The sequence below is a fragment of the Citreicella sp. C3M06 genome (assembly GCF_018860705.1).
In the GTDB taxonomy this organism is placed as follows: Bacteria; Pseudomonadota; Alphaproteobacteria; order Rhodobacterales; family Rhodobacteraceae; genus Salipiger.
The window spans coordinates 1-25,997 of sequence record NZ_JAHKQA010000093.1 but is presented as its reverse complement, the minus strand read 5'-3'; the positions used below and the strand labels follow the sequence as shown (position 1 = coordinate 25,997).

Genomic DNA, 25,997 nt, shown 5'->3' with positions numbered 1-25,997 from the left:
TTTATCGAGGCCCTTGCGTTTCGAAGATCGGGCAGGGGCTTGCGGCGCGCAATCTCTGGGCGGTGCGGTCAGTCCTTGGCCAGCGGATGATGCTCGAGCACGAGCTCCTTCAGGCGTTCTTCAAGCACATGGGTGTAGATCTCGGTCGTGGCGACATCGGCATGGCCCAGGAAAGTCTGGATCGCCCGCAGATCTGCGCCGTTCTGCAGCAGATGCGTGGCAAAGGCGTGGCGCAGGGTGTGCGGGGTGACCTTTGCGGGCGACACCCCGGCCTCGACCGCGAACACCTTGATCAGCACGTAGAAATGGTAGCGGGTCAGATGCCCGGCCTTGCCGCGCGAGGGGAAGAGGTGCGACTGAACGGGCTTGCCCTCTGCCCGGCGCGCGGCGTCGATCGCATCGCGGCGCGACAGCCAGTCGGCCAGCGCATCGCGCGCGGGCGCCGACAGTGGCACCATGCGTTCCTTGCCGCCCTTGCCGCGGATCAGCAGCATCCGCGGATCGCCGCGGGCCGAGGACATCGGCAGCGTCACCAGCTCGGTCACCCGCATCCCGGTGGCATAGAGCAGCTGCATCAGGCAGGCGTTGCGGGCGCGGTCATCCTCGGTCCGGCCATGCGCCGCGCCTGCGGCCAGAAGTCGGTCGACTTCCTCGAGGCTCAGCGTCTTGGGCAGGCGTTTGCTTTTGCCGGGGCCGGTGATCTGGATCGCCGGGTTGTCGGCCCGAAGCCCTTCTTCGAAGGTGAAGCGGTAGATCTGCTTGATCGACGACAACCGGCGGGCGCGGGTGGCCAGCGCCAGCCCTTGGGCTTCGCAATGCACGAGGTAATCCTCGACGTCGCGGCGCTGTGCGGTGTCCAGCGCAAGGTCGCGCCCGGCCAGCCAGCGGGTGAAATCCGCAAGATCCCGGCCATAGGCCAGCGTGGTGTTGTCTGCGGCGCCGCGTTCGGCCACCTGCGCTTCGAGAAACGCGCCGATCCAGTTGGCGGCGCTCATCGCGGGGCGCCTTCGTCGGACAGGATCAGCAGTTGAATGGCGGCGCGCCGCGCTGTGTCTTCAAGCCCGACTGTGCGCAGGGTCGCAAGCGCTTCGGTCAGGTCTTCGTGGTTGCCTTCGGCGCCCGAGGCAAACAGCGCCATGGCGCGCAGGATGACTTCGCCAAGGCGGCCTTCGGCGAGCATGCTGCGCAGCGCCTCGGGCGGCCTTGCCCCTGACCACGCGCGCGCAACGGCGCCTTGGGTGCCGCCATCGGGCACAAATGCCGGGGGCTCGCCCTGCGCCACGGCCGCAACCGTCGCCATCAGCCCCTTGGGCGCGACCAGCTTCTGGGCGGCGGGCTCGTAGGCATCCGAGAGCAGTTCGGCGCGGGTGGCCAGCGTTGCGGCGCGCCCGCTCAGGGTCAGCTCGGCAAGCCGCGGCCCGAAAAGCTTTGCGAAGGGCACCAGCAGCCCGGCGCTGCGCATCTGCGGCCATGCCTTCACCAGCGCCGGACCAACGAGGTCACTGCGCCCGGTGGCCAGCGCCGCATCGAGTTTCTGCACCGCCGAAACCCGGTCCCAGACGCCACCCGACGCGGCGGGCTTACGGTCGGAATAAATCCCCAGAAGGCGATTCTCGGACAGGGCACCGCGCCGCGCCAGTCGCTCTGCCGCCAGCAGTTGCGCGCGCCATCCGCTGGTGCCGGATAATTCGGTGGCCGCAAAGGCGCGGGGCAAGGGCTGGGTCGGCAGCGCCTCGCCAATCGCTTCGAACAGGCGGAATTGCAGCGGGCTCGGGCGCGGCGGCACCGGCACGGGGGGGCTGCCCTCGGCCAGTTCAGGTTCGAGAAAGCGCAGCAGCAATTCGCCGTCCCGTTCGGACAGCTGGCCAAGGGCCTGCGCCGTGCCCAGCACCGTGGCGGCATGATCCCAGTCGCCGCGACGCGCGGCGCAGTAGATGCGGGTCGGCAGATCGTCCGACAGCTCGGGCCGGTCCTGAAGCGCGGCGCAGGGAGCATCGTCCCGCCCGGCCAGAAGCGCAAGATCGAACCAGCGCTCGAACAGGATCGGGGTTTCGATCTGCCCGGCCTGTTCGATCAGCGCCAGCGCCGGGTCGATGGCGCCTTCTGCCAGCAGCCGATCAAGCCGCGAGGCCAGAAAGCGCGCGCCGCCATCGGCCGCCACAGGCGCATCCGCCTCGGCCAGCAGCAGCGTGAACAGCAGCGCCGACAGCGCCGGTTCTGACGGATCGACCGCGGCCAGAAGCGAGGACAGCGTGCCGGTCTCGCTGCTGCCCCACAACGAGCGTGGCAGGCCGGTCACCGACATCGGCAACAGCCCGGCAGCGCCGGGCGACGGCGCGCCCAGCGGCAGGGTCTCGACCTCGGGGCTGGCGCCGCTGGAGGCGGTCGGCGGCTCTCTGAGCGGGGTAATCGGGGCCGGCGCGGGCATCACGGTCGGCACGTTGTCACTGCCCAGCCAGCCGATGGCCGACATCGGCGCACCGGGGCGGCCCTGCGCGGCGCACAGGCTGCCCGCAAGGCTCAGCAGGACGGCGAGCGCGGCGCTAGTTCGCATTGAGCTCCACAGGCTGGCGGATCTCGGTCTGGGGCGGTGAAAAATCGGCGCCGAAGAACGGGCCGACATAGGCGTAAGCCACCAGCGCGATCCCGCCAAGGACCAGCAGGATAAAAAGCCATTTGATGATGCGTCCCATATGCTCAGGTGTCCTGCCTCGTGTCGTTTTCGGGAACTTATAACTGGCCTTTTGGCCAAACTCACGTCATTCACCGTTCGGGAGGAACAATTGGCGATGGATGGCCGAGATACAAGGGTGCAGGCGCTTACGTTGAAAAAGACAGTGGTGCTGGTGGGAATGATGGGCGCGGGCAAGACCGCCGTCGGCAAGGCGCTGGCGCTGGCATTGGACGTGCCGTTCCGCGATTCGGATGCCGAAATCGAATCCGCCGCGAACATGAGCATAGCAGAAATCTTCGAGCGCGACGGCGAGTCCTTCTTCCGTGACCGCGAGACGCAGGTGATTTCCCGGCTGCTGGATGGGCGGCCCGCCGTGCTGTCGACCGGCGGCGGTGCCTATATGCGGGCCGAAAACCGTGCGATGATCACCGAGCGCGGCGTTGCCGTCTGGCTCGACGCGGCGCTTCCGGTGCTGTGGAGCCGGGTGCGCCACAAAAGCACCCGCCCGCTGCTGCGCACCGCCGATCCACACGCGACATTGCGCGACATTTACGAGGCGCGCGTTCCGATTTACCGGCTGGCCGATCTGGCGGTGACGTCCGAGCAGGGACGCAGCGTCGACGAGATGGCCGAACGGGTGATCGAATTGCTGATAACGCGGCCGGATGTGCTGGCCGCCGAGGAGGTCTGAGGGTGAAGACGGTTCATGTCGCGCTTGGCGCGCGTGCTTACGACGTGCAAATCGGTGCCGGGGGTCTGGAGAATGCCGGAGAGATGCTGCTGCCCCTGCTGCCCCGCAAGCGGGTGGTCATCGTTAGCGACGATACCGTCGCCAAGGCGCATCTCGGGGCATTTCAGGCCGCGCTTGAAACGTCGGGGATCGCCTGCGAGTCGCTGACCCTGCCGCCGGGCGAGGCGACGAAATGCTGGCGTGAGCTGGAACATGTGGTGGAATGGCTGCTCGCCAGAAAGGTCGAGCGGCGCGACGTGGTGGTGGCGCTTGGCGGCGGGGTGATCGGCGATCTGGTGGGATTCGCTGCGGCGATCCTGCGCCGGGGCGTGCGCTTTGTGCAGATTCCGACATCGCTGCTGGCGCAGGTCGACAGTTCGGTTGGCGGCAAGACCGGCATCAACTCGCCGTCTGGCAAGAATCTGGTGGGGGCGTTTCACCAGCCCAGCCTGGTGCTGGCGGATATCACGGTGCTCGATACGCTAAGCGATCGCGATTTCCTCGCTGGCTACGGCGAGGTGGTGAAATATGGCCTGCTCGGGGATGCGACATTCTTTGACTGGCTGGAAAGCAATGCCGATGCCATCCGGCGCCGCGACCGGGCGGCGCTGACCCATGCCGTGGGGCGCTCGGTTGAAATGAAGGCCGAGATCGTGGCGCGGGACGAAACCGAACAGGGCGATCGGGCGCTGCTCAACCTCGGGCACACCTTCTGCCATGCGCTGGAATCGGCGACCGGCTATTCGGACCGGCTGCTGCACGGCGAGGGCGTTGCCATCGGCTGCGGGCTTGCCTTCGAGCTGTCCTCGCGGCTGGGCCTGTGCGCGCAGGAAGACCCGTCGCGGCTGCGCGCCCACCTCAAGCAAATGGGCATGAAGGTCGATCTGGCCGATGTTCCCGGCGATCTTCCCTCGGCCGAAGCGCTTTATGCGCTGATGGGACAGGACAAGAAGGTGCTCGACGGGGCGATCCGGTTCATCCTTGCGCGCGGGATCGGGCAGGCCTTTGTCACGGCGGATGTGCCGCGCGAGACGGTCCTTGCCGTGCTCGAGGACGGGCTGCGCGGCCGCTAGGTGGCGATTGTCGCAGGATCGTTTCATGGCTGTCACGGAACCGAGTCGTTGATCTCCTAAGGGTCAGGCGAACCGAAGCAGAGCGGCTTCGGGACGCTTCACCCGGAGGGATTTCAGCATGATGATGATCAACCCGCTGCGCTTCGTGCTTGCCTGCTGTTTTCTGCCAGCCCCGAACGGGATGCTGGCCGTGGTCCGGCGTGGCAAGCGCCTGTACTAAGGCACCCCGCAGCCCGCTAAAAAACGTTCTGTGAAAATCTTTCGCCCCGGCGCGGTTGTGGCGGCCCGGGGCAGGGTCTCTGATGGCGTCTGGTGAAACAATTTTTCGCCGAACAGCCTGCGGGCCCGTATCAGGCCAAGGCACAGCAATGAGCGGAGATTGGAGCGGGTGAAGGGATACGGAAAGCCGTCTTTTCCGCAATGAATTTAACGCACAAGTGTCCCACGGCATGGGAAATGACGCACAAACAAAACCAATGAGTTACCTTCCGGGTGTCCCACGATAATCTCACCAGTCCATCTCCTCTAAGGCCGCCATGGCGGCCCTAGCCATCTTCCATCGCTCGACGCCTTTGGTGTAGATTTCGGAGGTCTGAGCTTGGGTGTGCCCGTGGATCGTCATGATCTGGTATTGCGAGCAGCCCTCTTGTGCGAGGAGATGGCCGGCGGCTTTACGCACGCCGTGAGCTGATCGGCCTTGGAGGCCCGCCGAGCCGCACCAGCGCCGAAACATATTGCCCAGCGAGTCCGGGGTAGAGAACGCTGCGCCCTTCGAGTTGAGCAGGTAGGTTTTGCCCTGAACTGCCGCAGCGCGGGTGGCGCGGTGCAGGGGCGGCAGCATGGGGATTGTGACCTCCGCCGACCCGCGCTTGGCCGGCTGCCATTTGAGCGCCTGCACGCCTTGCACAGTGGTCTCATTGCCGCGACCCAGCCAGATCGCATCTCCGATACGGCATGCTGTGAACATGAGCAGCGTGAGGCAGAGGTGGGGCGTGGTTCCCGCCGGATGTCTGATGCGGAACTTCCGAAGATCGTCCGAAGACCACGGCACCGCGCCGCCCTTGCCGGGGTCGATCCGCCCAATGCCGACAGCCGGATTTACCTCGCACAGGCCGCGCTCGCATGCCCAGCGATACATGGACCGGACGCCTTCGATGATGCTGTCTGCGCGCGCAGGGGTCGCGTTGAACTCGTCGCGTAGCGCTATCAGCTTCGCTTGCGGCATTTTCATCGCGTAATCAGAGTACCGATCGGTCAGCACCTTCATGACGCCAGCGCGCTTCTTGAGCGTGAGAGGTGATGTCGCGCCCGCCTCGACATCGCGTTCCATGGCGGCAAGGTGTTTCGCGGCGATCCATCCGATAGAATACCGGATTGCGCGCTCTTCGGGTGTGGCCTCGGGCGCGAGGGTCACGCCCCCCCGCGCCGCACGGTATATTTCGACAAACTGTGGATGGTCCGGCGTGACCGACAGGGGGATACGGCGGGCCTTGTCACCTTCAACGCGCACGCGGTAGCGAATTGCCCCGGACGGTAGCTTTTCGGCCAGAAGGCCGGGGTATCGGATCTTCATGGCTGTCAGGTCCAAGGTCGGGGCGCCCGCTTATCCTTGGGCGATTCTGAACTTGGCGCAATCGTTTCGGTGCGGTAGTCGAATTTCACCCCATCAGGTCCGACCGACACGATGCGCGCAGAGGGGTCCAGGGATTTGACTGCTTTCCACGCGTCCTCGATCTGGCGTGGGGTGGGCATGGATGGTGCGGCGGTCTTGGCCATGTCATTCCCTCTTGTCTGAGCGCTGGTCAATGCCGACATACGCGGTCAGGCCAGATGCGTCGGCGTTGTAGATTCGAGTGATCGCGTTTTCGGTGACCAGCCGTTTTCCGTCATGGTCTATTTCGACGGCTTGGCTCGGCTTCGGATTGAACCGATCTGCCCGCATCGCGTAGTGGATTTGGCACCCCGCGATGATCATGTCGCCAATCACCACGTACCAGTTTGTCGAATTGCGGTTGGTCTTCAGGCCCAAGGCCATCTCGCTATCCACTACTGCGTGTACTGTGCCGAACGCGGCATGATAGTTTTCCCGGTCTGGCGCAAAGAACCAGTTGTCAGGGGTGATCAGGTATTTTTGTCCGATCTGCATGCCATTCAATCCTTTCCTGCTGCGCGAATATCCCACGCGATCTGCCGGGCAATGGTCGCGCCGGTCAGATCGCCGTTCATGCGGGCCTCGGCTGCATGGCTGTCCGCGATCTGGGCGGCGAGGTCGGGTGCTGAGAATCTGCTGCGCCATTGCGCCAACATGTGTTCGACCGCCCGTTCTGGCGCCGTCCGCACGGCTGCTCCAAACAGGATGTACCCGGCATCTACGGCACGGCTGTGCAAGCGAAGGCTGTCGCTGCGGCCTGACGTTTCGTGCTTGATGGGGTCAAAGCTGCCTGCGGATACCGCGCGCCCCACGCCCTTGACGTAGCGGGCCATGTTTGAATGCACGATGTGTTCGGGAAACGTGATCGCGGTTTTGATGCCGTCTGGGTTCTGGATAAGGATGTATTTCATGCTGCTGTCCCCTATTGAGCGTGGCTGAGGCGTTGCGCTTTCGTGATCATCTCTTCTTCGCCTCGCGCGCTGCGTGTTCCAGTTTCGCTGTGAGCATGATCGTGGGTTTCAATTCGGCCGGGGCGTCATCATAGCCTCGCCCAAAGCGACCGTTCAGGCGGGGTGCAAGGGCATACGGCACGGCTTCCCAGTTCGAGGGCGCGCAATTTGTCTTGTCGCCGTCCAGGCACTTGAGGCGGTGGCCAGCGGGCACGGGGCCGTTGGCCTTTTGCCAAAGGTAGCGGTGCTTGTGGATCGGGCGTGTGGGGGCACCTGTGTACGGGTTCACCTCGTCCACGATCATGATGACGTAGCCGTCTTTCGAGCAGATGCGCTCGTGGCCCGCGCCGCGGTGCGTGTGTGGGACTTTGCCCTTCTTGAATTGGGTGCGCACACTGTTCTCGTTGAAGGGCATTTTCTTGCCCTTGTTCCAGCTTTCGGCGCCCTTCTCGATGCGACCGGTCCTGCCGGTCATCCAGCCCTTGCGCTTGCAAAGGCTATTGAAGTTGGCCAGTGAGACGTCAGGCCGGTCCCAGAGATAGGCAAACTCGGCGTGGGCCTCGCGGCGCGGCCGCTTGTGGTTGTCGTGAATCCATAACATCTGAGCATCGCTGTATTCGATCGGTCGACCCTTCATTGCTCATTCCTCCGTCTTGCCGCGGATCTGCGGCAGCATCGGGAGGATGGCTTGCCCGTGTTCGGCGAACAGCTTGGCGGCCTTGAGCTGCAGATCGGCGTTTCCCGTGATCTGATCTGAGACCGAGACAATCGCCTCGGTCCGCTTCACCTCTTGTTCGATCGTCTCAGCGGACAGCGTCTCGTCGGACAGGCGCTCCAGCTGGGCGAAAAGATGGTCGTTCAGGTCGCTGAGTTTGTTCTTCATGTGGTCACTCCTTATCCGGGCACCACGGCAGATGCGCCGCTCCCTCGGGCTGGCGGCACTCGTCGCAGCGGATAGTGGTTGCCTCGATGCCCGCCGTTGCGATCTGGCGGGCGAGAGATGCAGGCAGCCAACGGCCAGCCGTTGCCCGCTGCAACGCCTCGAACTGCTCATGCGCCCGCGACAGGCGGGCGCGGAGGATCTGGGTTGGGGTGGTCACCGGAACACCTCCAGCAGCGCCGAAAGCGCGGCGTGACCAGTCCACAGCAGCAGGGCCGACGATGCCCAACCCAGCACAATCGCGATGGCGAGTCCTGCCCAGCTCCATGAGTGGCAGGCGGTTGGCTTGGCTTCCGGCGAGGGATGGCGGCGGCGGGCGCGCACGATGTTTGCGCTCCAGTCGGCGAGCCTGTCTCCGCTCTGGAAAGAGGTCAGCGCTTCGGCGGTGCGCGCGCCGTTGAGCGTATTGTCTTTTTCGGGGGTCATCTTGTGCTCCTTTTTACACATGGGATGCCACCCCGCGTGCGGGGCGGTCACCAATGGGTCAGGCGGCGTTCCGGTTGGTGTTGGCCAGCAGGTGCGTTGCCAGCTGGCGGTCGGCATAGGTGGCCTGCGCGTGGTCCAGAACCAACTCGCAGGCGGACGCGATCACCTCTGAATCGTAGAGGTCCGCGTCTTCCATGACCTCGCAGGCGTACCAGAGCGCGAGGTCTTCGTGCTCGGACGCGGGTCCGTGAGTGCTGCAGGCAGGCCATGTTTCGTGGCATGGCATCAGGCCGCATCCCCACCGAACATGCGGGCGATGGCGGCGCGCGTGCGGGGCAGTGCCCCGATGCGCGCGGCGTCTATCGCATTCAAGGCGGGGGCGGGCGGCAGCGGATCAGGATCGCCTTCGGTGATGACGTGGACGAACGGTGCCTCGGGGATGACGGTGCGCCCCGGATAGGTGCTGGGCATCGCGTCAAGCCGCGCGACCTGCCGGGCGCTGAGCGGTTGGCCGCGTGCGGCCTTGGCATCAAGCCAAGCCGATTGGACGGCCGCCGGGGCGGCGGTGGTGAGGTCGGGGGTGCAGAGCGTTTGGGCAAGCCCTGCGAATTTCGTGGGAATGAGCATCGCTGCCTCCATCGGGGATGATGACATGCAGCATGAGGGGAATAAATTCCCTCGTCAATACAAAATGGGAAAAGATTCCTCTACAAAGATTGACCGGCGCCTGGGGCGCGGTTAGGGGTGGGTGCGCCGGAGGGTTCGGCGCACAGCAAAAAGCCCGGCGCGGGGCCGGGCTGTGGGTGGCCGCGGGCGTGGGGTAAGCGGTCAAACGGTGATCGCGCAACCCCCCGAAATCCGTGCTAGGTCCATTTGAGGAGGTGTCAGATGCTGACCACGGAATTCTTTGATCTTTCACTGTCTTTGCAGACAGCTCTCGGCGCTGGATATTTGGGGTATGTCACGGCTTATGCCGGGCTCCGGCGTGATCACGCGACAACGGATGCGGTGTTCATCTCTCTCGCGTTCGCATCCCTCGCCATGCTGGCGTTCGTTCTTCTTGAGCGGTTCGGTCCGGTCGTCAGCTTCATCGCTGCATTCGTGATCAGCCTGCTAAGTGCCGGACTATGGCGGAAGTGGGGGCGGAAAGGGTGGCTTTGGTGTGTAGGGAGCGCCAGAGTGCATCGCGATGACGGTGTCCATGGCGCATGGTCCGGCATTGTCCAAACCGATCATTGCGTTGGCCAGATATCGGTTCACACTGTCGGCGGCAGGATTCTATACATGAACGACCGATCAAGATATCATGATGCGCCTTGGGGCGGGCTGTACCTGGGTGGAGATGGCTCGGTCGTGCTGGTCGTGGAAGAGGAGGAGCTGAGCGACGGCACTGAAGAGCAGCGTACCGGCATCAAAGACGAACACATGGGCACTAGAATGACCTACGTCCCAGCAAGCCAGGTCGCTCGGGTCAATATCCGAATGAAGTAAGTTACTTCTTCGGCGGAGGGTTCGAGGTGCCAGACATTTTGCTCGGCGAAGCGCTTGCCCCAGGAGGGGTGGTGCCTCTTGGGCTTGCGCTGTGCGTGATCGGCTTCGGCGATGCGCCATCTTTGAGCGATGTCGGCTTGCCAGTCTTCTCAGGCATTTCTCTCTCCTTTTGCGGGGTCAAGCCTTCCTCGCCAGTTCGGCAGGCCATGCCAGCCGCACGCGCGCGGCCCATTTCAGCTTTTTGTTCCACATGGTGTTGGCGCCGGGGTTCAGGGAAATCAGGTGGAACAGGCCGGGTTCGTCGCCTGCCTTGACCTGTTTGACCCAGCCCATGCCGTCTTCATCCTCGACCACGCAGCGGTGTCCGATGACGTCGGCGGGAACGCCGTCGTGGCTGTCGCGGGTGTAGAACAGCAGATCGCCCGCGCTGAACATCGGTTCCATGCTGTCACCTTCGACTTCGACCGCGACCACGCCGTGCGGTGACAGGCCGGGCGGGCATTCGACCTGGGGGCCGTCGCCCTTGGCATAGGCGTCGAAGACCGGCACCTGCGCCCCGGCGCCGACCTTGCCCGCGATTGCGATGGTGGGGCGAATGTTGAGAGGTGCATCACCGCTTTGCGCAACGACCTCTTCAAAAGTCATGCCCAAAACGGCGGCTATCAACCGAGCGCTGCGCAGGGTCGGGGACGATCCGTCGTTCTCAAACAGCTTCCGAATAGCTGACTGGCTTAGGCCAGCCTCTTTTGAAACCCTAGCGGGTTTGAGGGAAGGGTTGGCGGCAAAGATTGCTTTCAAGCCATTGATGAAGGGGTCGCTACTCATGGGTATACATTCCCACTTTGAGTGAGTTTGCGCGACGGGAATAAATTCCCTTGTGGATGTGGTAATCTTTTCCCATAACTGGCCGCATGGAAGAGTTGATCGCATATGTCGAGGCCTACGCGGCCTCTGTGAACCGCAAGCCGCAGTGGGTTTTGCGAGAGGCCATCGGCGCGGGCTGGCGGGAATGGGAATCGTGGCAGGCGGGCAAATCCAGCCCGACCGTGGTTCGCGTTGACCGCCTGAAGGCGTACATCGAGGCCAACCCTCCGGCGGAGGACGCCGCATGAACAATCATCTGAAACTGGTGGTGTCGAATCCATGCTCCGAGCCTGAATCGTCCGCTGGACTCGCGTCCCGGTCCAAGAGTCTGGACCGCTACCGGATGCAAGTCATCGCGGCCGAGATCTGGTCGGACTGGTTGCGGGCGGAGTTCCGCAACCCCGAGGCTGTCGCCGTGTTCTTTGGCGTGCGTAATAGCAGCGCTTGGAACTGGTGGAACGCGAGCACGCGCCCGACCGCCGACAAGGTAATGATCGCGGTGCTTGAACGGCCCGGTTTCATGGAACACCTCGCCGCCCGCGTGGCGGCAGATCAGCGGAGGGCTGCATGAAGGTCGCCGCGTTGGAATCCACGAATGCCCGGCCTGTCCGGGCTTGTTCGGCGGGGGTCAAGGCCCCCCGCCACCTGGCGCGCGGGGTGTTGTCCCCTGGTCAGCCGATCTCCTCCCCAGAGGCTGGCCAGCCCTGCGCGCCCTTTTTGATCCCGGCGCGGCGGGCAACCCGCGCATCCCTGTTGGACCTTCCCCCGGTGTCTTGCGCGCCGGGGGCTTTTTCGGGGTTGTGACATGGCACATGGCGCACTGAGATTGGCGATCATCGCCGAGTTCGAAAGGGATCCAAATCGGAGCAGCTTCGCCGTGGCGGAGGCAGCCGGATGTACCGCGAATTACGCGCGGGCGATCGCCCGGCGTGAGGGCATCGTCTGCGGTCGCGCGCTGAAGGTGCCCGCCAAATCGACCCGCAACATTGCGTGGCTGAAGGACGAAGCGGCGCGGCTCAACCTGTCGGTTCCGGCGCTGCTGGATGCGATCGTGACCGATGCGCGTTGTGAAGCAGAGGACGGCGTCTGATGGCAAGCACCGGCGGCGCAACTCCCCTGGCGATTACACGCCGTCGGTGTTTGCCTCTTGGGCAACTCGATCTTGAGCTGATGCTGAGCGCCTGCGGCGCGCGGATGTGGGCGCTTCGGACCGCGCCTGCCCCTGAGATGGGCGCGGGCTGCCGGGTTCTGACGAACGGATTTTGTGACAGCGCCGCTGAACGAGACGAACTGGCGGGGCAGCTGCGCGCGCTGGCGGATGCGGTGGAGGATTGGCGATGAAGAATACCAGAGAAGATTTTCTTGATGCTGCGACCTGCCTTGCCCTGCACCGGGGAGGCATGCGGATTTGCGTCGACAGGATTACGGCGCTGGCTGACGCCTATGCGGCCTGCTCTGAGGACTCGGGTCTTGGCGAATTGCGCAAGGTCGCTTTCCGGGTTCTGTCGGCGACGGATGAGGTTGCCTTTGGAGATGCACGCGAGGCGCTGTGGAGCGTGATGTCGCGGTATTATGCCGACCGCGTCCTACGGCCAGCGGGGGCGCGCCGATGACCGCTCAGGAATTCACACCGGAAGACCGGATTTTCGCGCATTTGCGTCTGGCCATTGCGGAAGCCCAGAAGGTTCCGAATGGCCAGAGCCTTCTGGGAGCCGCGCTTTGTGTGGCGCTTGATACGGTTGCAGGTGGCGCGCCGCGGTACGAGATTTTCGGCGACATGCGCGCCGATGCGGCGCTGTGGGTGGAATGCGCCACGCCTGTAGAGGTTGAGCTTTATGGGGGGGCGGCGTTGGCCGCGATCGAAAGGCGCCCATTCGCGCCCAAAGCCAAGCGGCGCATCTTTGCGATGCTTTGGCAGAGCATGACTGTGGAAGAGCGCGAAGCCTTCCTGTCTCGGGTCATGAAGAGGGCTGCATGACATCAGCGGGTTCTGGCGAAGTAGATATGCTGCTGCATTACATGCCGATTGTCGTTCGGTCTCACGATCTGACTGATTGGGAGCGGTCATTCTGCGCCTCGATGGTGAAGCGGAGCAAGGCGGGTGCCTTCAAGCCGTCACATAAGCAGATCGCAACCATGCGACGAATTGTCGACGCGTTCCGATCCAAGGATGCGAACGGGGGTGTCATCGATGGGTGAAGATCGGACGATTGCAATTCGGGATGCGCTTCCGCGGGACCGAGAGGTTCAGCATGTCGTATCGGAGCTGGTATCGGTCTACGCATTCAGCGAGGCCCATGCGGTCCTTGGTCGCCGTCTGCGCGAGATTGAAGAATCCCGCCAGAGCCGTGTCGAACGGCTATTTATCGAATGGCGTGACCTCGACCCCAAGACGCGCCCGGATTTCCTGACCTATTCGCACCATCGCCGGAATCCCGAGCTGACCGGGGGTGGTGAGGTATGACGAACGAGCCGGAAGATCTCGGTGCGGACTATGACGAGTTCGCTGGTTTGCCTTCGGCAGAGCCGACCCATGGGTCGAGCGATGATGACGCGCCCCCGCCGCCTGCCGTGGATGACGATAGCGGCCTTCACAGTGAGGGCGCGCGTTTCGCCCTTAACGATACCGGCAACGGAAAGAGGTTTGCGCTTTATTGTGGAGATTCCGCGATGGTCGTTCCTCGGATCGGCTGGCATGTCTGGGATGGCCGCCGGTGGAGGCTGGACGCTGATGACATTTCCGTCCGGCGCCATGCGCAAACCGTCCAGGACCACATCATCAAGGAAATACCACACCTTGTGCTTGAGGACTGGCAGCAGCAGGAGCTGGCGAAGGAGGCCGGGTTCCGCGCCCGTGAGGCCGCGCTGCGCGCCCAGCAAGAAGCTGGCCCATTGTCGACAGATCAGGAAATCGAGATTGAAGATCTGACGCAACGACTGGGTTGGATCCGCAAGATCAAGGATCAGCGGGCAAAGATGAAGGGCGATCATCGCACCTTTGCCAAATCTACAGGGAACAAGGCCAAGATCGACGCGATGCTGACCGAGGCGACGGTCGAGGTGGCGCGGGAAGTCGAAGATCTGAATGCCGACCCTTTGACGGTAAATACCGAATCCGGATTGCTGCGCTTTTCTGTCGACGGCGGCGGCGATTCCGGGTTCTCGAGAACAGCCGGCATTCGTCTCGATCCTCACGCGCGTGAAGTGCCGGTCGAAGGTCGCGATGCGCCACAGTTGGTAACGAAGATGATGCCGGTGGCGTTTGATCCGAACGCTGAATGCCCGACTTTTCACACCTTTCTTGAGCGTGTGCAGCCGAATGTGGAGATGCGCGGGTTTCTTCAGAGATGGTTCGGGCTGTCGATGACCGGCCTGAAGATTCAGAAGTTCGCTTTCTTCTATGGCGCGGGCGCCAACGGCAAGTCGGTTCTGGTGGATTTGATCGGTCGGATGCTTGGCGATTACTCGCACACGGCCAAGATTGAATCCTTCACCGGCCGCAATAGGCGCGGGGGCGGCGATGCAACACCAGACATCTTTCCGCTGATAAGCGCCCGAATGGTGCGAACGTCCGAACCAGATGAGGGTGAGCGCCTGCAAGAGGGCATGATCAAGGAAGTTACCGGCGGCGAACCGATCATGGTGCGCCAGTTGAACTCGGATTTCATTGAGGCCCACCCGTTCTTCAAGCTGACCATGAGCGGTAACCACAAGCCCGATATCCGCGGCACCGATGATGGGATTTGGCGCCGGGTGCTGCTGGTGCCATTCGATGTGCAGATACCAGCGGCAGAGCGTGATGAGAAGCTTGGCGAAAAGCTGTGGTCAGAGCGGGCAGGCATTCTGAACTGGCTGGCCGAAGGACTGGTGTCCTATCTGGAAAGCGGCCTGCAAGAACCCCAGCAGGTTTTGGACGCAACGCAGGAATATCGCGCTGACAGCGACCCGATCGGGACGTTCCTCGGCGATGCCTGTCTTGTGTCCGGTGACCCCGATGACTTTCTTTACGCCCGCGAGATCATCCAGGGGTTCAATCTTTGGCTGGACATGCGCGGCGAGGGCATGTGGGGCGACAGGACCGTGTCGCTCAAGTTCAAGGGACTGGCGGGCCGTTACCGCGATCCGAGGTCTGGCAAGAGCTATAGTCCGGGGAAACGTGACGCGACCGGATATCGCGGCGTTCGATTTGTCGACACGTTCAAGCGTACGTTCGACAACGCCCCGAAAGACGCCAAGGGACGGCCTGTTGCATCGGCGGCAGGGTCTGGCAGCCACGATGACGGTGGCTGGCGATGACGGTTTGGAAGCCAAATGCCTGGCGGATGGCCAATGTCCATTCGGGCATGACGCGGGCGGAGCTGGATGCCTTTGTCGCCCAGGCGAAAGATCAGGGCTATATCGACGGCAAGGCCATATTTGGTCGAAAGTCTGATTGCGTCGCCGCGCTGCACCGTGCGCGCCAGCTCGCTGCGAATGCGGTTCATGTCGCCGTGAGCGCCACGCCAAAGGCAGCGGCATCGCTGTGCGAGATCCCAGCTGCAGAGGTCAATGCTTGGTTGCGGTCATTGCCGCCTGAAGGGCTCGATCCATGACCCGGCGGGGTGCAATCCAGCCCAAGATGGCCCTCAGCACCCCGCACCCCTTTACCTTCCTTCGGAAATCTGACCGGCCGGACCGGCCCGAACGCTATGCTTCACGGCTCGACGCAATTGGAGTTGGGGTCGGGGGGATTGCATGTTTTCAATGTCTTATCCTGCACTATCGGCTTGAACGGCCTGAACGGCCCGAGATGCAAGGTAACGCATGCGCGCGAGGCATTGGGGGTCGGGGGGGATTACTCTCTCATGTATTACCCTGCCCCTCGGGCCGTTCAGGCCGTTCAGGCCGTGACCCGCCACTATTACACTTAGTTTTCAGGGGTTTGTGGTTCGTAGTGTTCAAACCATGTCGGGCCGTTGCCCTCTGGTTTCCAGCCGCTCGGGCCGCTCTTACCTCCGCCCAGATCAACATCTTGTCATTGAAGATAGAAAATCAACAAAATATTGAGGAAGTCAGGAATGAACATGAACCATGAGCAGTTTGCGGTGGCCAAGGTTCGGCCCGGTCGTGCAGGCAAGGTGCCGGTTTCGATATGGGATCTGCTGGTGTGGGCCTTTCAGGTCGAGCGCGTGGGGTTGGACTTTGACGAGGTGGGAAGTACCTCCGGTGTGCGTCCGGGTGTGGGGATGGAATACATCCTGATGAAACGTGGCGATCTTGGCTGCAGCATCGATGGTGGGGGCCAATCCGACCCGCACCCAGACGCAGACCTGGTGGCGTCGGCTGTGTCTTGCCTGCCAGAGGGTTGCGGTGGGCGCGGTATGGCCGTGGCAATTGCGGAGATGGCGCGTTCGGGATGCTGGCCGGACTGGGGGCGCAACATGGTGCCGGGCTGCGAGCCGGTCGAATGGCGGCGATGCAAGCACGGCATGTATGCGGCTCGGTCGCTTTGGGATGGGTTGGACCGCTGGCCGGCGCATCTGCTCGGGCAGTCGGACGGATATGCTTGCCGCGTCGTCTTCACGGCCACGCCCGCTGACATCGCGAGGGCGCGGCGGGCATGGCTCGGGTGGTGGGGCGCGCTTCTCGAGCTTCGCTGCACGTTCCAGATGCGCTGCGATCTGACGGGCTTCGAGGTGGTCGATGAGATGCCGCCGCGCAGTCCATGGAAGAAAGTCTCTTGACCAAATGTCACTCTGTTGACATCTTACCACCGAACCGAGCCGCGCCCGGAGCAGAGATGCTCCGGGCGTTGCGCGTTTCTGGCCCCTTGGCCACGCCCTGCCGCTATTCGTGCAAGGCAAGAGATTTACACTCTGAAATTCAGGGCGAACTCGCCCATTGAAAAATCCTCGGCGGGTCCCTCCTGGGGGAGAACGTATACGGGGGCGCAGAGCGCAGAGGTTTTGCGGCGATAAACGTTCCACAAAGCCTAAACGAAACAAAGGTTTAGCGGACCGGAGACGGTTTAGAGAGGCGATGGAACAGGCGGCATGGGCGATCGGGTGACCACGACAGAGCTGGCGGGAAAGCTGAACCTTTCCAAGGGCCGGATCAGCCAGATGGTTTCGAAGGGTCAGCTCGCGGGATGCTATGACGGCGACGGTCGCGCCCGTCGCTTCGACCTGTCCAAGGTGGCCGAGAAACTGTCGGGCCGACTCGATCCGGGCCAGCTGATGGGCAACGGGGCTGACACGAAGCGGGCGCTGCGCGACATCGCGTCTGGCTCCACCGCGCTCGAGGCGCCCCGCCCGGCCGAGTCCAGCCCACTCACCCAGCGGGATCCTGACCGCTACGAACTGGCGCGGACGCAGAAGGTCGAGGAAGAAGCCCGCCGGCTGAGGCGACAGAATGCGGAGGATGCGGGGCGGTTCGTTCTTGCGTCGAGCGTCGAAGCGCAAGTGCGCAGGCAGATCTCGAAAGAGATCGCTCAAGTCGAGACGATGCTGAGGGATGGCGCGCGGCGGGTCGCGGACGAGATAGGTGTCGATTACCTTCAGGTGCGGCGCTGCCTGCTGGATGTATGGCGCGCTCATCGCGGGCAACGTTCTGATGGCCTCGCCGAAGAGGCCGCTGCTGCCGAAATGTCGGACGATGAGCGCGATGCGGACTTCTGAGGGTTATCTGGCGGCAGCGGAGCGGGTCGTGCTCGCCGCGATGTCGGGGGCCATGGCCCCGCCGCCGCCGCCCGACATCACGCGCTGGTGTGAAGAGAATATCGAGTTCGACGAACGCTCGCCGATGCCCGGACCATTCCGGATTGAGCGGTTTCCATTCCTGCGCGAGATCCACGAAGTGCTCAGCCCCGAGCACCCGGCGCGGGATGTAACGATCCGGGGCAGCGCCCAGTGGGGAAAGACAGTTTCGATCGTCAATCCGGTGGTTGGTGCCTGGCATGAGTATGGACCGCTCGATAGCCTTGTCGTGCACCCCACGACCAGCGCCGCGACAGAATGGGTCGACAACAAATGGTTGCCGATGCGGCGGCAGGCCCCGAGCCTGCGAAAGATTTTTGGCGATGGGCGTGGAGGTGACAACAAGGACGCCAAGTTCAATCAGGAGACGTTGAACCGCAACGGCTCATTGAAAATCACCTCGGCGGGGTCTCCGGATGACCTTGCTGGCACCTCGCGCCGTCTTGTGGTCCTGGATGACCTCGCCAAGTTCGAGATGACGCCGAAGGGCGACCCCGAAGCGCTGGCAGGAAGCCGGGCGTCGGGGTTCGAAGACGCCAAGATCTTGCGGGTCAGCACACCGCAGATTGCGGGAACATGCCGGATCAGCAAGGCATATGACCGAGGCGACCGGCGGTTGTATTTTGTCCCGTGCCCTCACTGTGGGCATCGGGCGCCGCTGACCTGGGAGAACTTTCTGCGCAACCTCGACCCCGAGCGCCTGCATGCCGCTTGCTTCAGCTGCGATGACTGCGGCGGGGTCATAGGTCACGCGGACAAAGAGCGAATCGTCGGCGCGGGGCAATGGGTGCCGCAGAACAAGGCCGGGGACCACCCCAGCTTTCACCTATGGCGGGCCTACGCGCCGCAGCGCGACTGGGCATCGATCGGTGTCGAATACGCGCGCGTGATGGGCTGGGCCAGTGTCTCGGTCTCGGGCGAAACCGAGGAAGCGATCCGCGAACAGGTCGAGGCCGGAACAGAGCAAACGTTCTGGAACGATGTTTTGGGACTGCCGTTCCAGCAAGCCAGCAAAGGCCCCGATTGGGAAAAGCTGCGCGATCGGGTCGAACATGCGGCCGAAGATGATCAGCGCCCGCGGGGCATCGTGCCGGCGCGGGGCGTGATCCTGACGGCGGGCGTCGATTGCCAGCTGGATCGCACCGAGGTGCATGTCGTTGCGTTTGGCCCGGACAATCGGCGCTGGTCAGTCGATTACATGGTGATCCCGCATCACATCGGGGATCAAGAGGGGCGCGAGGCGCTGGATGCGGTCCTCAAAACGACCTGGCGTACCGAGCGGGGCCTGCGCCTGCAGCTCGACATGATGGCCATCGATGTCGGCACCTACACGGACGATGTCTGGGCCTTCGGCAAGCGGCATCCGTGGAGCCGCGTGATCCTGGTCAAGGGGGCTACCAGCCAGACTGGCCCGGTGCTGCTGCCCATGAAGTTCGAGCGGCGCTCCGACGGGAAGGCGAAGCGGCGTCAAAAGCGCGCGTTCATGCTGAACGTCAGCCAGATGAAGGCCGATTTCTACGGCTGGCTTGGCAAGGATGATCCGGTCGAGCGCGGCTTTGTCCATTTCCCGGTGGGGATGGGCGACGAGTATTTCCGGCAAATCACCTCGGAAGTCCGGGTGCTGAAGCGTGGCCGCACCGGTGTGGTCACCAGTTCGTGGGAGCTGGCCGAGACAACGCGCCGGAACGAAGGCCTCGATACGATGATCTACGCAGAGGCAGCAGCCCGCCGAAAGGGGTGGACCTCGATGACGGCAGAGCAGTGGGCACTGCTGGATGCGGAGCGATCTGCCGCGCCGGCTGACGCCCAGCCCGATTTGTTCGATGCGGAGGCCGCAGTGCCGGTGACGCCCGGTCCCGCGGCTGAGACGGCGAAGAAACCTGAACCTAAACCCCGTGCGGCGGCACCGGGCGACGATTGGCTGGGAGGCCGAGGAAGCGGATGGCAGTGAATTACGACAGCGCAATCGAGGCGCTTGAGACCGCCATGGCCTCGGGCACGCTCGAAGTCGAGTATGACGGGAAGCGGGTGAAGTATCGCGGCCAGACAGAGCTGCTGTCTGCGCTGTCCTATTTCCGATCGCAGAAGCGCGCGCAGGCGGGTGTGCCTGCCGTGGGCGTGTCGATCGGCGCGGTGTATAGGAGTTAAACGGATGGGAATGAGCCTCGCGGATCGCTTGATAAAGAATCGGCATCCCAGTGATGAATGGGCGGGTGATTTGGCCGCAAGGCTTTCAATGCCTGCGGAAAATCATTCGCCACAGTGGCATCCGATGGTGGAGCGGTTCGTTTTCGATGATGATGGTGCCCTGCCATTCGTACTGACGCTTTCGTCGGACGAACACCAAGCAGCGATGGATAATCTCCGGGTGCCGATGAATGAGTTTTGGCTAGAGACGCCCCAGTCTGGTTATCACTGTGCTGGCGATGATGTGACGATATATGTGCGTGATCGCGGGTTAGTGCTTTCTGTGGGTGGCTTTAAGATTTCAGACGTCCGCAAACGGGGGGGTGTAGGCATGAGTTTCTATAATCCGCCTAACCTTGAAGCTTCTTTAGAAGACCCCGAGCGCCTTGCTGCAATGGAAGTGGGCATTTCTAGCTTCGCCATTTTTTGCGCACTGATTAATTCGCCAAGAAGCGCCACTTGCGAGCGGATCATCCCCCGCGCCGACACTCAGGATCAGAGAATTCTGAACCGCCGGAAGGCGCAGCGCGGATGCCCCGTCTACAGTTTCAATCGGGTGCGGATGATCCGTCCCGGCACCAGCCGACAGTCCAGCACCGTTCTTTGCGGCGAACAGACGAGCAAACGCGGCCATTGGGTTGTGGGCCACTGGCGGCTCGTTGACAAAAACATGGAGCCGTACTGGACTTGGGTGGCCTCGCATAAGCGCGGAGATGATGCGCAGGGTTTTATCGCACATGAGCGGCACATCAGCATCGCGCCAGAGTCGTTTGAAACGCGGCGGGGCTTTGTGATCCCTCACATCATTGGCAAGCCTGGCCAGCGCGTTGAGGCGCAAAGGCCCTAATCATGGCAAACATTCTGACGCATATCGCCCCGGCCTTCACGGCCCGGAGGGCAGAGGCGCGCCTGCGTGTCGCCCAAGCGGAACTGAACATGGCTGCGGTCGCGAAGCAGGCCGAGCTGGTACAGTCCTATGATGCCGCGCGCGTCGGTGGCCGTATGTCAGGATGGGCCCGTCCGCACACATCGGCCACGACAGAGCTGCAAGGCGCGCTGCCGTTCCTGCGCGCCTCGGCCCGTGATCTTGTGCGCAACTCGCCCCACGCGAGCCGCGCGGTGCGGGTGCTGTCGACGCATATCGCCGGAACCGGGGTCCGCCCTCGTGCCAAGCCGGTCAGCCAAGACAAGGATGCGCGCGAGGCTGTGTCGCGTATCACCCGCGACCAGTGGGAACGCTTTGTCGAGAACGTCGACCCTGAGGGGCAGATCGATTTCTTTGGCCAGCAGCGGTTGCTGATGCGCGCTGTGGTCGAGGGTGGCGAGGCGTTGCGGATCTGGACGCCTGTCGCCCAAGATGGGAGGCTGTTCTGGCGCGCAACGATTGTCGAAGGCGATCTGCTGGATCACCAGAAAACCGAAATGCTGTCGAATGGCGGGCGGATCGTGCAGGGCGTCGAGTTCGACGCTGCGGGGCATCGCGTGGCGTACCACATGCACCGCTGGCATCCGGGCGAGCGGTATCTGCCAGGCGGGTTTACCTTCGACCTGCAACGCGTGCCCGCTGCCTTTGTCGATCATGTCTTTGAGGTGCTGCGCCCTGGGCAGGTGCGCGGCGTGTCCTGGATGGCACCGTCAGCCACCACGCTGCGGGACACCGAGGATTTGGCCGAGGCCGAGATCGTGCGCAAGAAACTGGAAGCCTGTATTTCGATGGTGGTCACGAATGCCAACGATGATGGCGACCCCAGTGGCGTTCCGGCGCTGGCCGGTGCCGAAGATGATAGCGGCGCACCCCTGCGGTCTGCCTCGGGCGCGCCGATTGAGCGAATGCAGCCGGGCATGGTTCTGCAGGCGCGTCCTGGTTGGGGGGTGGATTTCAACGCCCCGCCCGCGAGCGAAGGGTTGGCCGAGCACATGCGTGAGCGCCTGCATGCGATCGCGGCTGGTATCGGCACGACCTATTTCCAGATGACCGGTGATTTGAGCCAGGCGAACTATTCCTCGATGCGGGGCGGTGAACTTGAGTTCGGGCGGCTGGTCGAGATCTGGCAGGCGGACCTGATGATCACCCAAAGCGGACGCCCGGCGTGGCGACGGGTGATGGAAGCGGCCCGCGTGAACGGTGATCTGCGCCTGCCATTCTCGCCCGTCGCGCAATGGACCCCGCCCAAGCGCCCGTGGGTCGATCCGCAGAAAGATGCGGCGGCCGCGATCATGCAGATCAACGCCAACCTGATCTCTCCGCAGGAGGTCATCGAGCGCACCGGCCAGACCCCCGAAGAGCTGATCGAGGAGTTGCGTGCTTGGCAGGAAATGCTGGCGGACGCCGGGATCTCGCCCGGCACCGATCCGGAGGCGTCACGCGCGCCGCAATCGAAAGGAACAGACGATGCCGCAGACTGACCAGACCACCACCCAAGCACCCGCCGCGCCGCCCCCCCGTGAGGCTCCGCGTCAGCTGGCGCAGGGCGCGCGATTGCAGACGCTCGATGAAGCTGCGCGCACGGTCGAGGTGGTGTTCTCGACCGGCGACTTGGTTCACCACTGGGTCAAGCACAACGGTGTCGTGCAGCGGATGCCGACCCGAATCGTGCTTGAACAGGGGGCTGCCGATCTGGCGTACCTTATCGAGCAGGGGTCGGTGCTGGATTCCCACATGGAGTGGGGATCGCGGTCGGTTATCGGTTCGATCGAAGATGCATGGATCGAACAGGGCGCGGCCAAGGCCCGCCTTAGGTTCTCGTCGGTCGAAGAGGTCGAGCCGATCTGGCAGCGCGTGGTCGAAGGTACGCTACGCAATGTCAGCGTGGGGTTCGAACCCGTCGAGCAGGAACTCCGGATCGAACAGGGCGCAGACGGGGAGCGCACCGAGGTGATGTATTTCACCCAGTGGCGCCCGTTTGAGATTTCGACCGTGCCGCGCGGCGCGGATCGTGGCGCCCGGATGCAATCCGCTCAACCCCATGAACACCCCCCGACCGGAGCCGCAGTGGCCCCGGTTGCAGCAACCACCGAGGCGGCGCCAGCCGCAAACCATAAGCAGGAGGCAAACATGCCCGAACCCATCACTGGCGCCGTCACGCAGGCGCAGCCCCCGGTCGATCAGGCCGCCATCCGTCAGCAGGCTGCCCAGGACGAACGCGCACGCATCGCCGAGATCCGTCAGGCCGCAACCCAGCTTGGCACCACCGACACGCTGGTGCAGAGCGCCATCGATGACGGCACCACCATCGACGCATTCCGTGCTCAGGCCATCGAAGCCTTCGCCCAGGCGGGGCAGTCCGCCACCGCAGGCGTGGGCGGGCCGCGCGCCAGCGTCACGCAGGACGCGACGGAGCGCTTCCGTCAGGGTGCCGCCGAAGGCCTGATGGCCCGTGCTGGCATGGAAGGTGGCCAGCGCAACGAGTTCACCGGCATGACGCTGGCCGAGCTTGCGCGTCAATCGCTGACCGTTGCGGGCGTTCGCGCCCCGTCCGATCGTCGTGACATGGTCGGCCTGGCCTTCGTGCAGTCGGGCGCGCATTCGACCAGCGACTTTGCGAACGTGCTGGCGAACGTGGCGCATAAAGCGGCGCTGCGGGGCTGGAACGAAGCCGAGGAGACGTTCCAGATGTGGACACGCACCGGCACCTTGACCGACTTCAAGGCAACGAAGCGCGTCGGTCTGGGTCTGGCTGAAAGCCTCCCTGAAGTGGCCGAAGGCGGCGAATACACCTATGGCACCATCGGCGACCGTGGCGAGATGATCACGCTGGCGACCTACGGCAAGATGCTGAAGATCACCCGTCAGGCGATCATCAACGACGATCTGGCGCTGTTCTCGACCCTGCCGGGCAAGATGGGGCGCGCCGCCAAGCGCACGATCGGAAACCTCGCTTACGCGATCCTGACCGGGAACCCGACCATGTCGGACGGTACCGCGCTGTTCCATGCCGATCACGGCAACCTTGCGGCCTCTGGCGCCGTGCCGTCGATCACCACAATGGCGGCAGGCAAGACCGCGATGCGGACCCAGAAAGAAAGCGCGACCGGCCCGGCGCTGAACATCACGCCGAAATACATGATCGTGCCCGCTGCGCTGGAAGTTGCCGCGGCCCAGCTGCTGCAGTCCGCCGTCGACCCGACCGCGAACAAGGGCCACGCATCGAACCCGGTGGCAGGGATGGCGCAGCTGATCGTCGATGGTCGCCTCGATGCCGCCTCGGCGACGGGCTGGTACCTGGCCGCAGATCCGAACGCCTACGACACGATCGAGGTGGCCTATCTCGATGGCGTTCAGGAGCCCTACCTGGAAGAAAAGACCGCATGGTCGACGGATGGTGTCGAGCTGAAGGTCCGCATCGACGCGGGTGTGGCACCGCTCGACTTCCGCACGCTCTACAAGAACGCCGGTTCCTGATCCGGTGCCGGCCCGCGGGCCCGGCTTTGGCCGGGTGCGCCCCTATCTTCCCCCATTTTCGGAGAGCTGAGATATGAAAAACTATGTTCAGGACGGCGACAGCGTCACCGTTCCCGCCCCCCGCGCCCTGACGTCCGGTGTCGGTGCCCTTGTCGGTTCGCTGTTCGGCGTTGCCGTGGCAGCCGCAGAGTCCGGCGCTGATGTGGTGCTCAAGACCACCGGCGTGATCGACATTGCCAAGGCACCGTCGCAGGCGTGGACGGTCGGCGCCAAGGTGTATTGGGATGACACCAATTACCGCATGACCACCGCCGCCTCGGGCAACACTCTGGTTGGTGTTGCGCTTGCGACCGTTGGTGGTGGCGCGACCGAAACCACCGGGCGCGTCCGCCTGAACGGGTCGTTTTAAACGTGACCGCCTTTTCCGCCGCCATGCTGACCCTGTTCGCGAATGGCGACCTGGCGGTGGATGCGATCTGGACGCCGGTGGCGACCGGCGTTCCGGTCGATTGCCGCGCCGTGCGACGATCACCGGATCAGGTGGCCGAGTTCCAGGGCGTCCGGATGCACGTCTCGACAGACCTGTTCGATGTTCGCCAATCACAGGTGCCGAACCCGCGTCCAGGCGATGCCTTCGCCTGTGGCGGCGACAGCTTTGTCATTCAAAGCGAGCCAGAGGCCGATGCCGAGCGCCTGATCTGGACGCTCGACGTTCGCCCCGCCTGACCTCGAAGGAGATTTCCATGCCCCGCAAGATCCCTGCCTCGACCGCGGTCGAGATCGAAACCTGCATGACTGCCGAGGTCATCGCCGCGCCGGGCCGCAAGCGCGTGTTCCCTGCTGGATGGGCCGGAAAGGTGTCGGATTCGGTCGCTGACCAACTGCGAGGACAGGGCGCGCTGGTCGATACGGATCTTGGATCCGAACCGGAGGCTCCGGTAGAAGAATGAGCCGCGCCCGGATCGACGCCGCGCTCGTGGGCGATCTTCGGCATTTCATGGCCGATGAGCTGACCCTCGCAAAGATTGCTGTAACGCGCGGGGTCCACAGCCAAGCGACCGCCATCAAGTATGCGCTGCGGGCAGACGTCATTGCAGGTGGCCTTGGGCGGAGACTGTCAAAAAGTTGGCAGCAGGAGAACTATCCGAAGGGTGATACGAGTCTGAACGCCGCGTCATATGTGTTCACGAAGGCTGAGAAGCTGGTGGCGGCGTTCGATGAAGGTGTCACGATCCGATCAGGAAACAGCAAATATCTCGCAATCCCGACGCCTTCCGCGCCGAAGAAGGGGCTTAAGGGAGATCGCCTCAGTCCTGCGAATTTTCCTGAACATCGCTATGGGCCGTTGCGCTTTGTCTATGTGCGCGGCGGCACCTCGTTGCTGGTGGTCGATAACCAGCGTGCGGCGAAAAAGGGTGGCTACGCGTTGTCGCGGAACAAGAAGTCCCTCCGGACCGGTAATGGCTTACATACGGTGCCGATGTTCTGGCTGGTGCCACAGGTTCGTCTGCGCCGCCGATTGAACAGCGCCAAAATCGAAGCAGCAGCATTGTCCGGGCTTGCCTCTGAAATCGACGCGGCCTTTAACGCCCTTTCACGGCGGAGGCTGCGTTGATGCCCAGTCCGCATGAATCCCCCGTTTTGGCGCTGCTGGTAGCGATCGACGGCCATGTCGCCAGCGTGATGCGCGAGCAGGATTTGCCCGTCTCCTGCCCCGATCAGGGATTGATCAATCTGGTGCCCGGCGATCCGCAAGAAGACGGTGTGCGTCTTGGCGCTGGCACCCGTGAGTGGTCGCGCGAAATCGACTGTGAACTTGTTGTGCGAGGATCAACCGCAGCAGCGCGGGCGGATACGCTGGATGTTGCTCTGGTG

37 protein-coding genes and 1 pseudogene are annotated in these 25,997 nt (G+C 63.5%); 24 read left to right on the top strand and 14 right to left on the bottom strand.

Annotated features, from left to right (window positions below; genetic code table 11):
- Window positions 1-68: 68 nt before the first annotated feature.
- The 3 genes from KO516_RS21590 to KO516_RS21580 are packed head-to-tail and all read right to left on the bottom strand — an operon-like array spanning window position 69 to window position 2,693.
- Window positions 69-995, bottom strand: a complete 927-nt coding sequence (locus KO516_RS21590) for a site-specific tyrosine recombinase XerD (protein WP_216005853.1) — start codon at window positions 993-995, stop codon at window positions 69-71.
- A complete protein-coding gene (locus KO516_RS21585; RefSeq protein WP_252737786.1) occupies window positions 992-2,554 on the bottom strand; it encodes a hypothetical protein in 1,563 nt (520 codons plus the stop codon). Before KO516_RS21585 ends, KO516_RS21590 begins: the two co-directional genes overlap by 4 nt.
- On the bottom strand, window positions 2,544-2,693 hold the full coding sequence (locus KO516_RS21580) for a hypothetical protein (RefSeq protein ID WP_216005852.1): 150 nt from the start codon (window positions 2,691-2,693) through the stop codon (window positions 2,544-2,546). The genes KO516_RS21585 and KO516_RS21580 overlap by 11 nt, the downstream gene beginning before the upstream one ends.
- A 96-nt stretch (window positions 2,694-2,789) precedes the next feature.
- Here KO516_RS21580 and KO516_RS21575 point away from each other — a divergent pair, with 96 nt between their 5' ends.
- On the top strand, window positions 2,790-3,365 hold the full coding sequence (locus tag KO516_RS21575) for a shikimate kinase (protein ID WP_216005851.1): 576 nt from the start codon (window positions 2,790-2,792) through the stop codon (window positions 3,363-3,365).
- A gap of 2 nt (window positions 3,366-3,367) precedes the next feature.
- On the top strand, window positions 3,368-4,477 hold the full coding sequence (aroB, locus tag KO516_RS21570; protein WP_216005850.1) for a 3-dehydroquinate synthase: 1,110 nt from the start codon (window positions 3,368-3,370) through the stop codon (window positions 4,475-4,477).
- A 508-nt stretch (window positions 4,478-4,985) separates the two neighbouring features.
- Here the strand turns inward: aroB and KO516_RS21565 are convergent.
- The 10 genes from KO516_RS21565 to KO516_RS21520 are packed head-to-tail and all read right to left on the bottom strand — an operon-like array spanning window position 4,986 to window position 9,071.
- Window positions 4,986-6,050 carry a tyrosine-type recombinase/integrase gene (locus KO516_RS21565; RefSeq protein WP_216005849.1) on the bottom strand — a complete coding sequence of 355 codons (1,065 nt, stop codon included), beginning with the start codon at window positions 6,048-6,050 and terminating at the stop codon, window positions 4,986-4,988.
- A 5-nt stretch (window positions 6,051-6,055) separates the two neighbouring features.
- Entirely contained in the window at window positions 6,056-6,253 is a 198-nt protein-coding gene (locus KO516_RS21560; protein ID WP_216005848.1) for a hypothetical protein, read from the bottom strand.
- 1 nt (window position 6,254) lies between these two features.
- Window positions 6,255-6,623: a hypothetical protein gene (locus KO516_RS21555; RefSeq protein ID WP_216005847.1), complete on the bottom strand. Its 369-nt coding sequence runs from the start codon at window positions 6,621-6,623 to the stop codon at window positions 6,255-6,257.
- Window positions 6,624-6,628: 5 nt separating this feature from the next.
- Window positions 6,629-7,039 carry a hypothetical protein gene (locus KO516_RS21550; RefSeq protein WP_216005846.1) on the bottom strand — a complete coding sequence of 137 codons (411 nt, stop codon included), beginning with the start codon at window positions 7,037-7,039 and terminating at the stop codon, window positions 6,629-6,631.
- Window positions 7,040-7,085: 46 nt separating this feature from the next.
- Window positions 7,086-7,715, bottom strand: a complete 630-nt coding sequence (locus KO516_RS21545; protein ID WP_216005845.1) for an HNH endonuclease — start codon at window positions 7,713-7,715, stop codon at window positions 7,086-7,088.
- 3 nt (window positions 7,716-7,718) lie between these two features.
- Window positions 7,719-7,961 (bottom strand): hypothetical protein, encoded by a 243-nt coding sequence (locus KO516_RS21540; protein ID WP_216005844.1) that lies wholly within the window; start codon window positions 7,959-7,961, stop codon window positions 7,719-7,721.
- Between the two features lie 4 nt (window positions 7,962-7,965).
- Complete coding sequence (locus tag KO516_RS21535; RefSeq protein WP_216005843.1) at window positions 7,966-8,178, bottom strand: hypothetical protein; 213 nt, start codon at window positions 8,176-8,178, stop codon at window positions 7,966-7,968.
- Window positions 8,175-8,444 (bottom strand): hypothetical protein, encoded by a 270-nt coding sequence (locus tag KO516_RS21530; protein ID WP_216005842.1) that lies wholly within the window; start codon window positions 8,442-8,444, stop codon window positions 8,175-8,177. The genes KO516_RS21535 and KO516_RS21530 overlap by 4 nt, the downstream gene beginning before the upstream one ends.
- Before the next feature lie 58 nt (window positions 8,445-8,502).
- A complete protein-coding gene (locus tag KO516_RS21525; protein WP_216005841.1) occupies window positions 8,503-8,730 on the bottom strand; it encodes a hypothetical protein in 228 nt (75 codons plus the stop codon).
- Entirely contained in the window at window positions 8,730-9,071 is a 342-nt protein-coding gene (locus KO516_RS21520) for a hypothetical protein (RefSeq protein ID WP_216005840.1), read from the bottom strand. The genes KO516_RS21525 and KO516_RS21520 overlap by 1 nt, the downstream gene beginning before the upstream one ends.
- A 261-nt stretch (window positions 9,072-9,332) precedes the next feature.
- Here KO516_RS21520 and KO516_RS21515 point away from each other — a divergent pair, with 261 nt between their 5' ends.
- Complete coding sequence (locus tag KO516_RS21515; protein WP_216005839.1) at window positions 9,333-9,935, top strand: hypothetical protein; 603 nt, start codon at window positions 9,333-9,335, stop codon at window positions 9,933-9,935.
- A 177-nt stretch (window positions 9,936-10,112) separates the two neighbouring features.
- Here the strand turns inward: KO516_RS21515 and KO516_RS21510 are convergent, their stop codons facing one another.
- Window positions 10,113-10,760, bottom strand: a complete 648-nt coding sequence (locus KO516_RS21510; protein WP_216005938.1) for a S24 family peptidase — start codon at window positions 10,758-10,760, stop codon at window positions 10,113-10,115.
- Between the two features lie 86 nt (window positions 10,761-10,846).
- Between KO516_RS21510 and KO516_RS21505 the strand changes: the two genes are divergently transcribed.
- The 21 genes and pseudogenes from KO516_RS21505 to KO516_RS21405 all read left to right on the top strand — a co-directional run.
- Window positions 10,847-11,047, top strand: coding sequence for a hypothetical protein (locus KO516_RS21505; RefSeq protein WP_216005838.1), 201 nt, complete (start codon window positions 10,847-10,849; stop codon window positions 11,045-11,047).
- A complete protein-coding gene (locus KO516_RS21500) occupies window positions 11,044-11,370 on the top strand; it encodes a hypothetical protein (protein WP_216005837.1) in 327 nt (108 codons plus the stop codon). Before KO516_RS21505 ends, KO516_RS21500 begins: the two co-directional genes overlap by 4 nt.
- A 255-nt stretch (window positions 11,371-11,625) precedes the next feature.
- Entirely contained in the window at window positions 11,626-11,889 is a 264-nt protein-coding gene (locus KO516_RS21495) for a hypothetical protein (protein WP_216005836.1), read from the top strand.
- Window positions 11,889-12,140 (top strand): hypothetical protein, encoded by a 252-nt coding sequence (locus KO516_RS21490; protein ID WP_216005835.1) that lies wholly within the window; start codon window positions 11,889-11,891, stop codon window positions 12,138-12,140. Before KO516_RS21495 ends, KO516_RS21490 begins: the two co-directional genes overlap by 1 nt.
- A complete protein-coding gene (locus KO516_RS21485) occupies window positions 12,137-12,412 on the top strand; it encodes a hypothetical protein (RefSeq protein WP_216005834.1) in 276 nt (91 codons plus the stop codon). The genes KO516_RS21490 and KO516_RS21485 overlap by 4 nt, the downstream gene beginning before the upstream one ends.
- Window positions 12,409-12,777, top strand: coding sequence for a hypothetical protein (locus KO516_RS21480; RefSeq protein ID WP_216005833.1), 369 nt, complete (start codon window positions 12,409-12,411; stop codon window positions 12,775-12,777). The genes KO516_RS21485 and KO516_RS21480 overlap by 4 nt, the downstream gene beginning before the upstream one ends.
- A 213-nt stretch (window positions 12,778-12,990) precedes the next feature.
- Window positions 12,991-13,263, top strand: coding sequence for a hypothetical protein (locus tag KO516_RS21475; protein WP_216005832.1), 273 nt, complete (start codon window positions 12,991-12,993; stop codon window positions 13,261-13,263).
- Window positions 13,260-15,095: a phage/plasmid primase, P4 family gene (locus KO516_RS21470; RefSeq protein ID WP_216005831.1), complete on the top strand. Its 1,836-nt coding sequence runs from the start codon at window positions 13,260-13,262 to the stop codon at window positions 15,093-15,095. The genes KO516_RS21475 and KO516_RS21470 overlap by 4 nt, the downstream gene beginning before the upstream one ends.
- The gene (locus KO516_RS21465) at window positions 15,092-15,391 is read left to right on the top strand and encodes a hypothetical protein (RefSeq protein WP_216005830.1); all 300 of its coding nucleotides are present in this window, start codon (window positions 15,092-15,094) and stop codon (window positions 15,389-15,391) included. The genes KO516_RS21470 and KO516_RS21465 overlap by 4 nt, the downstream gene beginning before the upstream one ends.
- Window positions 15,392-15,856: 465 nt before the next feature.
- Complete coding sequence (locus tag KO516_RS21460) at window positions 15,857-16,522, top strand: hypothetical protein (protein WP_216005829.1); 666 nt, start codon at window positions 15,857-15,859, stop codon at window positions 16,520-16,522.
- A 309-nt stretch (window positions 16,523-16,831) separates the two neighbouring features.
- Entirely contained in the window at window positions 16,832-17,455 is a 624-nt protein-coding gene (locus KO516_RS21455) for a hypothetical protein (RefSeq protein ID WP_216005828.1), read from the top strand.
- Complete coding sequence (locus KO516_RS21450; protein WP_252737783.1) at window positions 17,433-19,484, top strand: phage terminase large subunit family protein; 2,052 nt, start codon at window positions 17,433-17,435, stop codon at window positions 19,482-19,484. The genes KO516_RS21455 and KO516_RS21450 overlap by 23 nt, the downstream gene beginning before the upstream one ends.
- Entirely contained in the window at window positions 19,475-19,681 is a 207-nt protein-coding gene (locus KO516_RS21445) for a phage head-tail joining protein (RefSeq protein WP_216005827.1), read from the top strand. Before KO516_RS21450 ends, KO516_RS21445 begins: the two co-directional genes overlap by 10 nt.
- A 4-nt stretch (window positions 19,682-19,685) precedes the next feature.
- Window positions 19,686-20,567 carry a hypothetical protein gene (locus KO516_RS21440; protein WP_216005826.1) on the top strand — a complete coding sequence of 294 codons (882 nt, stop codon included), beginning with the start codon at window positions 19,686-19,688 and terminating at the stop codon, window positions 20,565-20,567.
- 2 nt (window positions 20,568-20,569) lie between these two features.
- A complete protein-coding gene (locus KO516_RS21435) occupies window positions 20,570-22,126 on the top strand; it encodes a phage portal protein (RefSeq protein WP_216005825.1) in 1,557 nt (518 codons plus the stop codon).
- A complete protein-coding gene (locus tag KO516_RS21430) occupies window positions 22,113-24,122 on the top strand; it encodes a prohead protease/major capsid protein fusion protein (protein ID WP_216005824.1) in 2,010 nt (669 codons plus the stop codon). Before KO516_RS21435 ends, KO516_RS21430 begins: the two co-directional genes overlap by 14 nt.
- A 73-nt stretch (window positions 24,123-24,195) precedes the next feature.
- Window positions 24,196-24,531 (top strand): DUF2190 family protein, encoded by a 336-nt coding sequence (locus KO516_RS21425; RefSeq protein WP_216005823.1) that lies wholly within the window; start codon window positions 24,196-24,198, stop codon window positions 24,529-24,531.
- Window positions 24,532-24,533: 2 nt separating this feature from the next.
- On the top strand, window positions 24,534-24,848 hold the full coding sequence (locus KO516_RS21420; protein ID WP_216005240.1) for a hypothetical protein: 315 nt from the start codon (window positions 24,534-24,536) through the stop codon (window positions 24,846-24,848).
- Between the two features lie 17 nt (window positions 24,849-24,865).
- A complete protein-coding gene (locus tag KO516_RS21415) occupies window positions 24,866-25,072 on the top strand; it encodes a hypothetical protein (RefSeq protein ID WP_216005822.1) in 207 nt (68 codons plus the stop codon).
- Window positions 25,069-25,737 (top strand): DUF6441 family protein, encoded by a 669-nt coding sequence (locus tag KO516_RS21410; RefSeq protein ID WP_216005821.1) that lies wholly within the window; start codon window positions 25,069-25,071, stop codon window positions 25,735-25,737. Before KO516_RS21415 ends, KO516_RS21410 begins: the two co-directional genes overlap by 4 nt.
- A pseudogene (locus KO516_RS21405) lies at window positions 25,737-25,997 on the top strand (hypothetical protein); the annotation flags it as partial. The gene KO516_RS21410 and the pseudogene KO516_RS21405, both read left to right, overlap by 1 nt.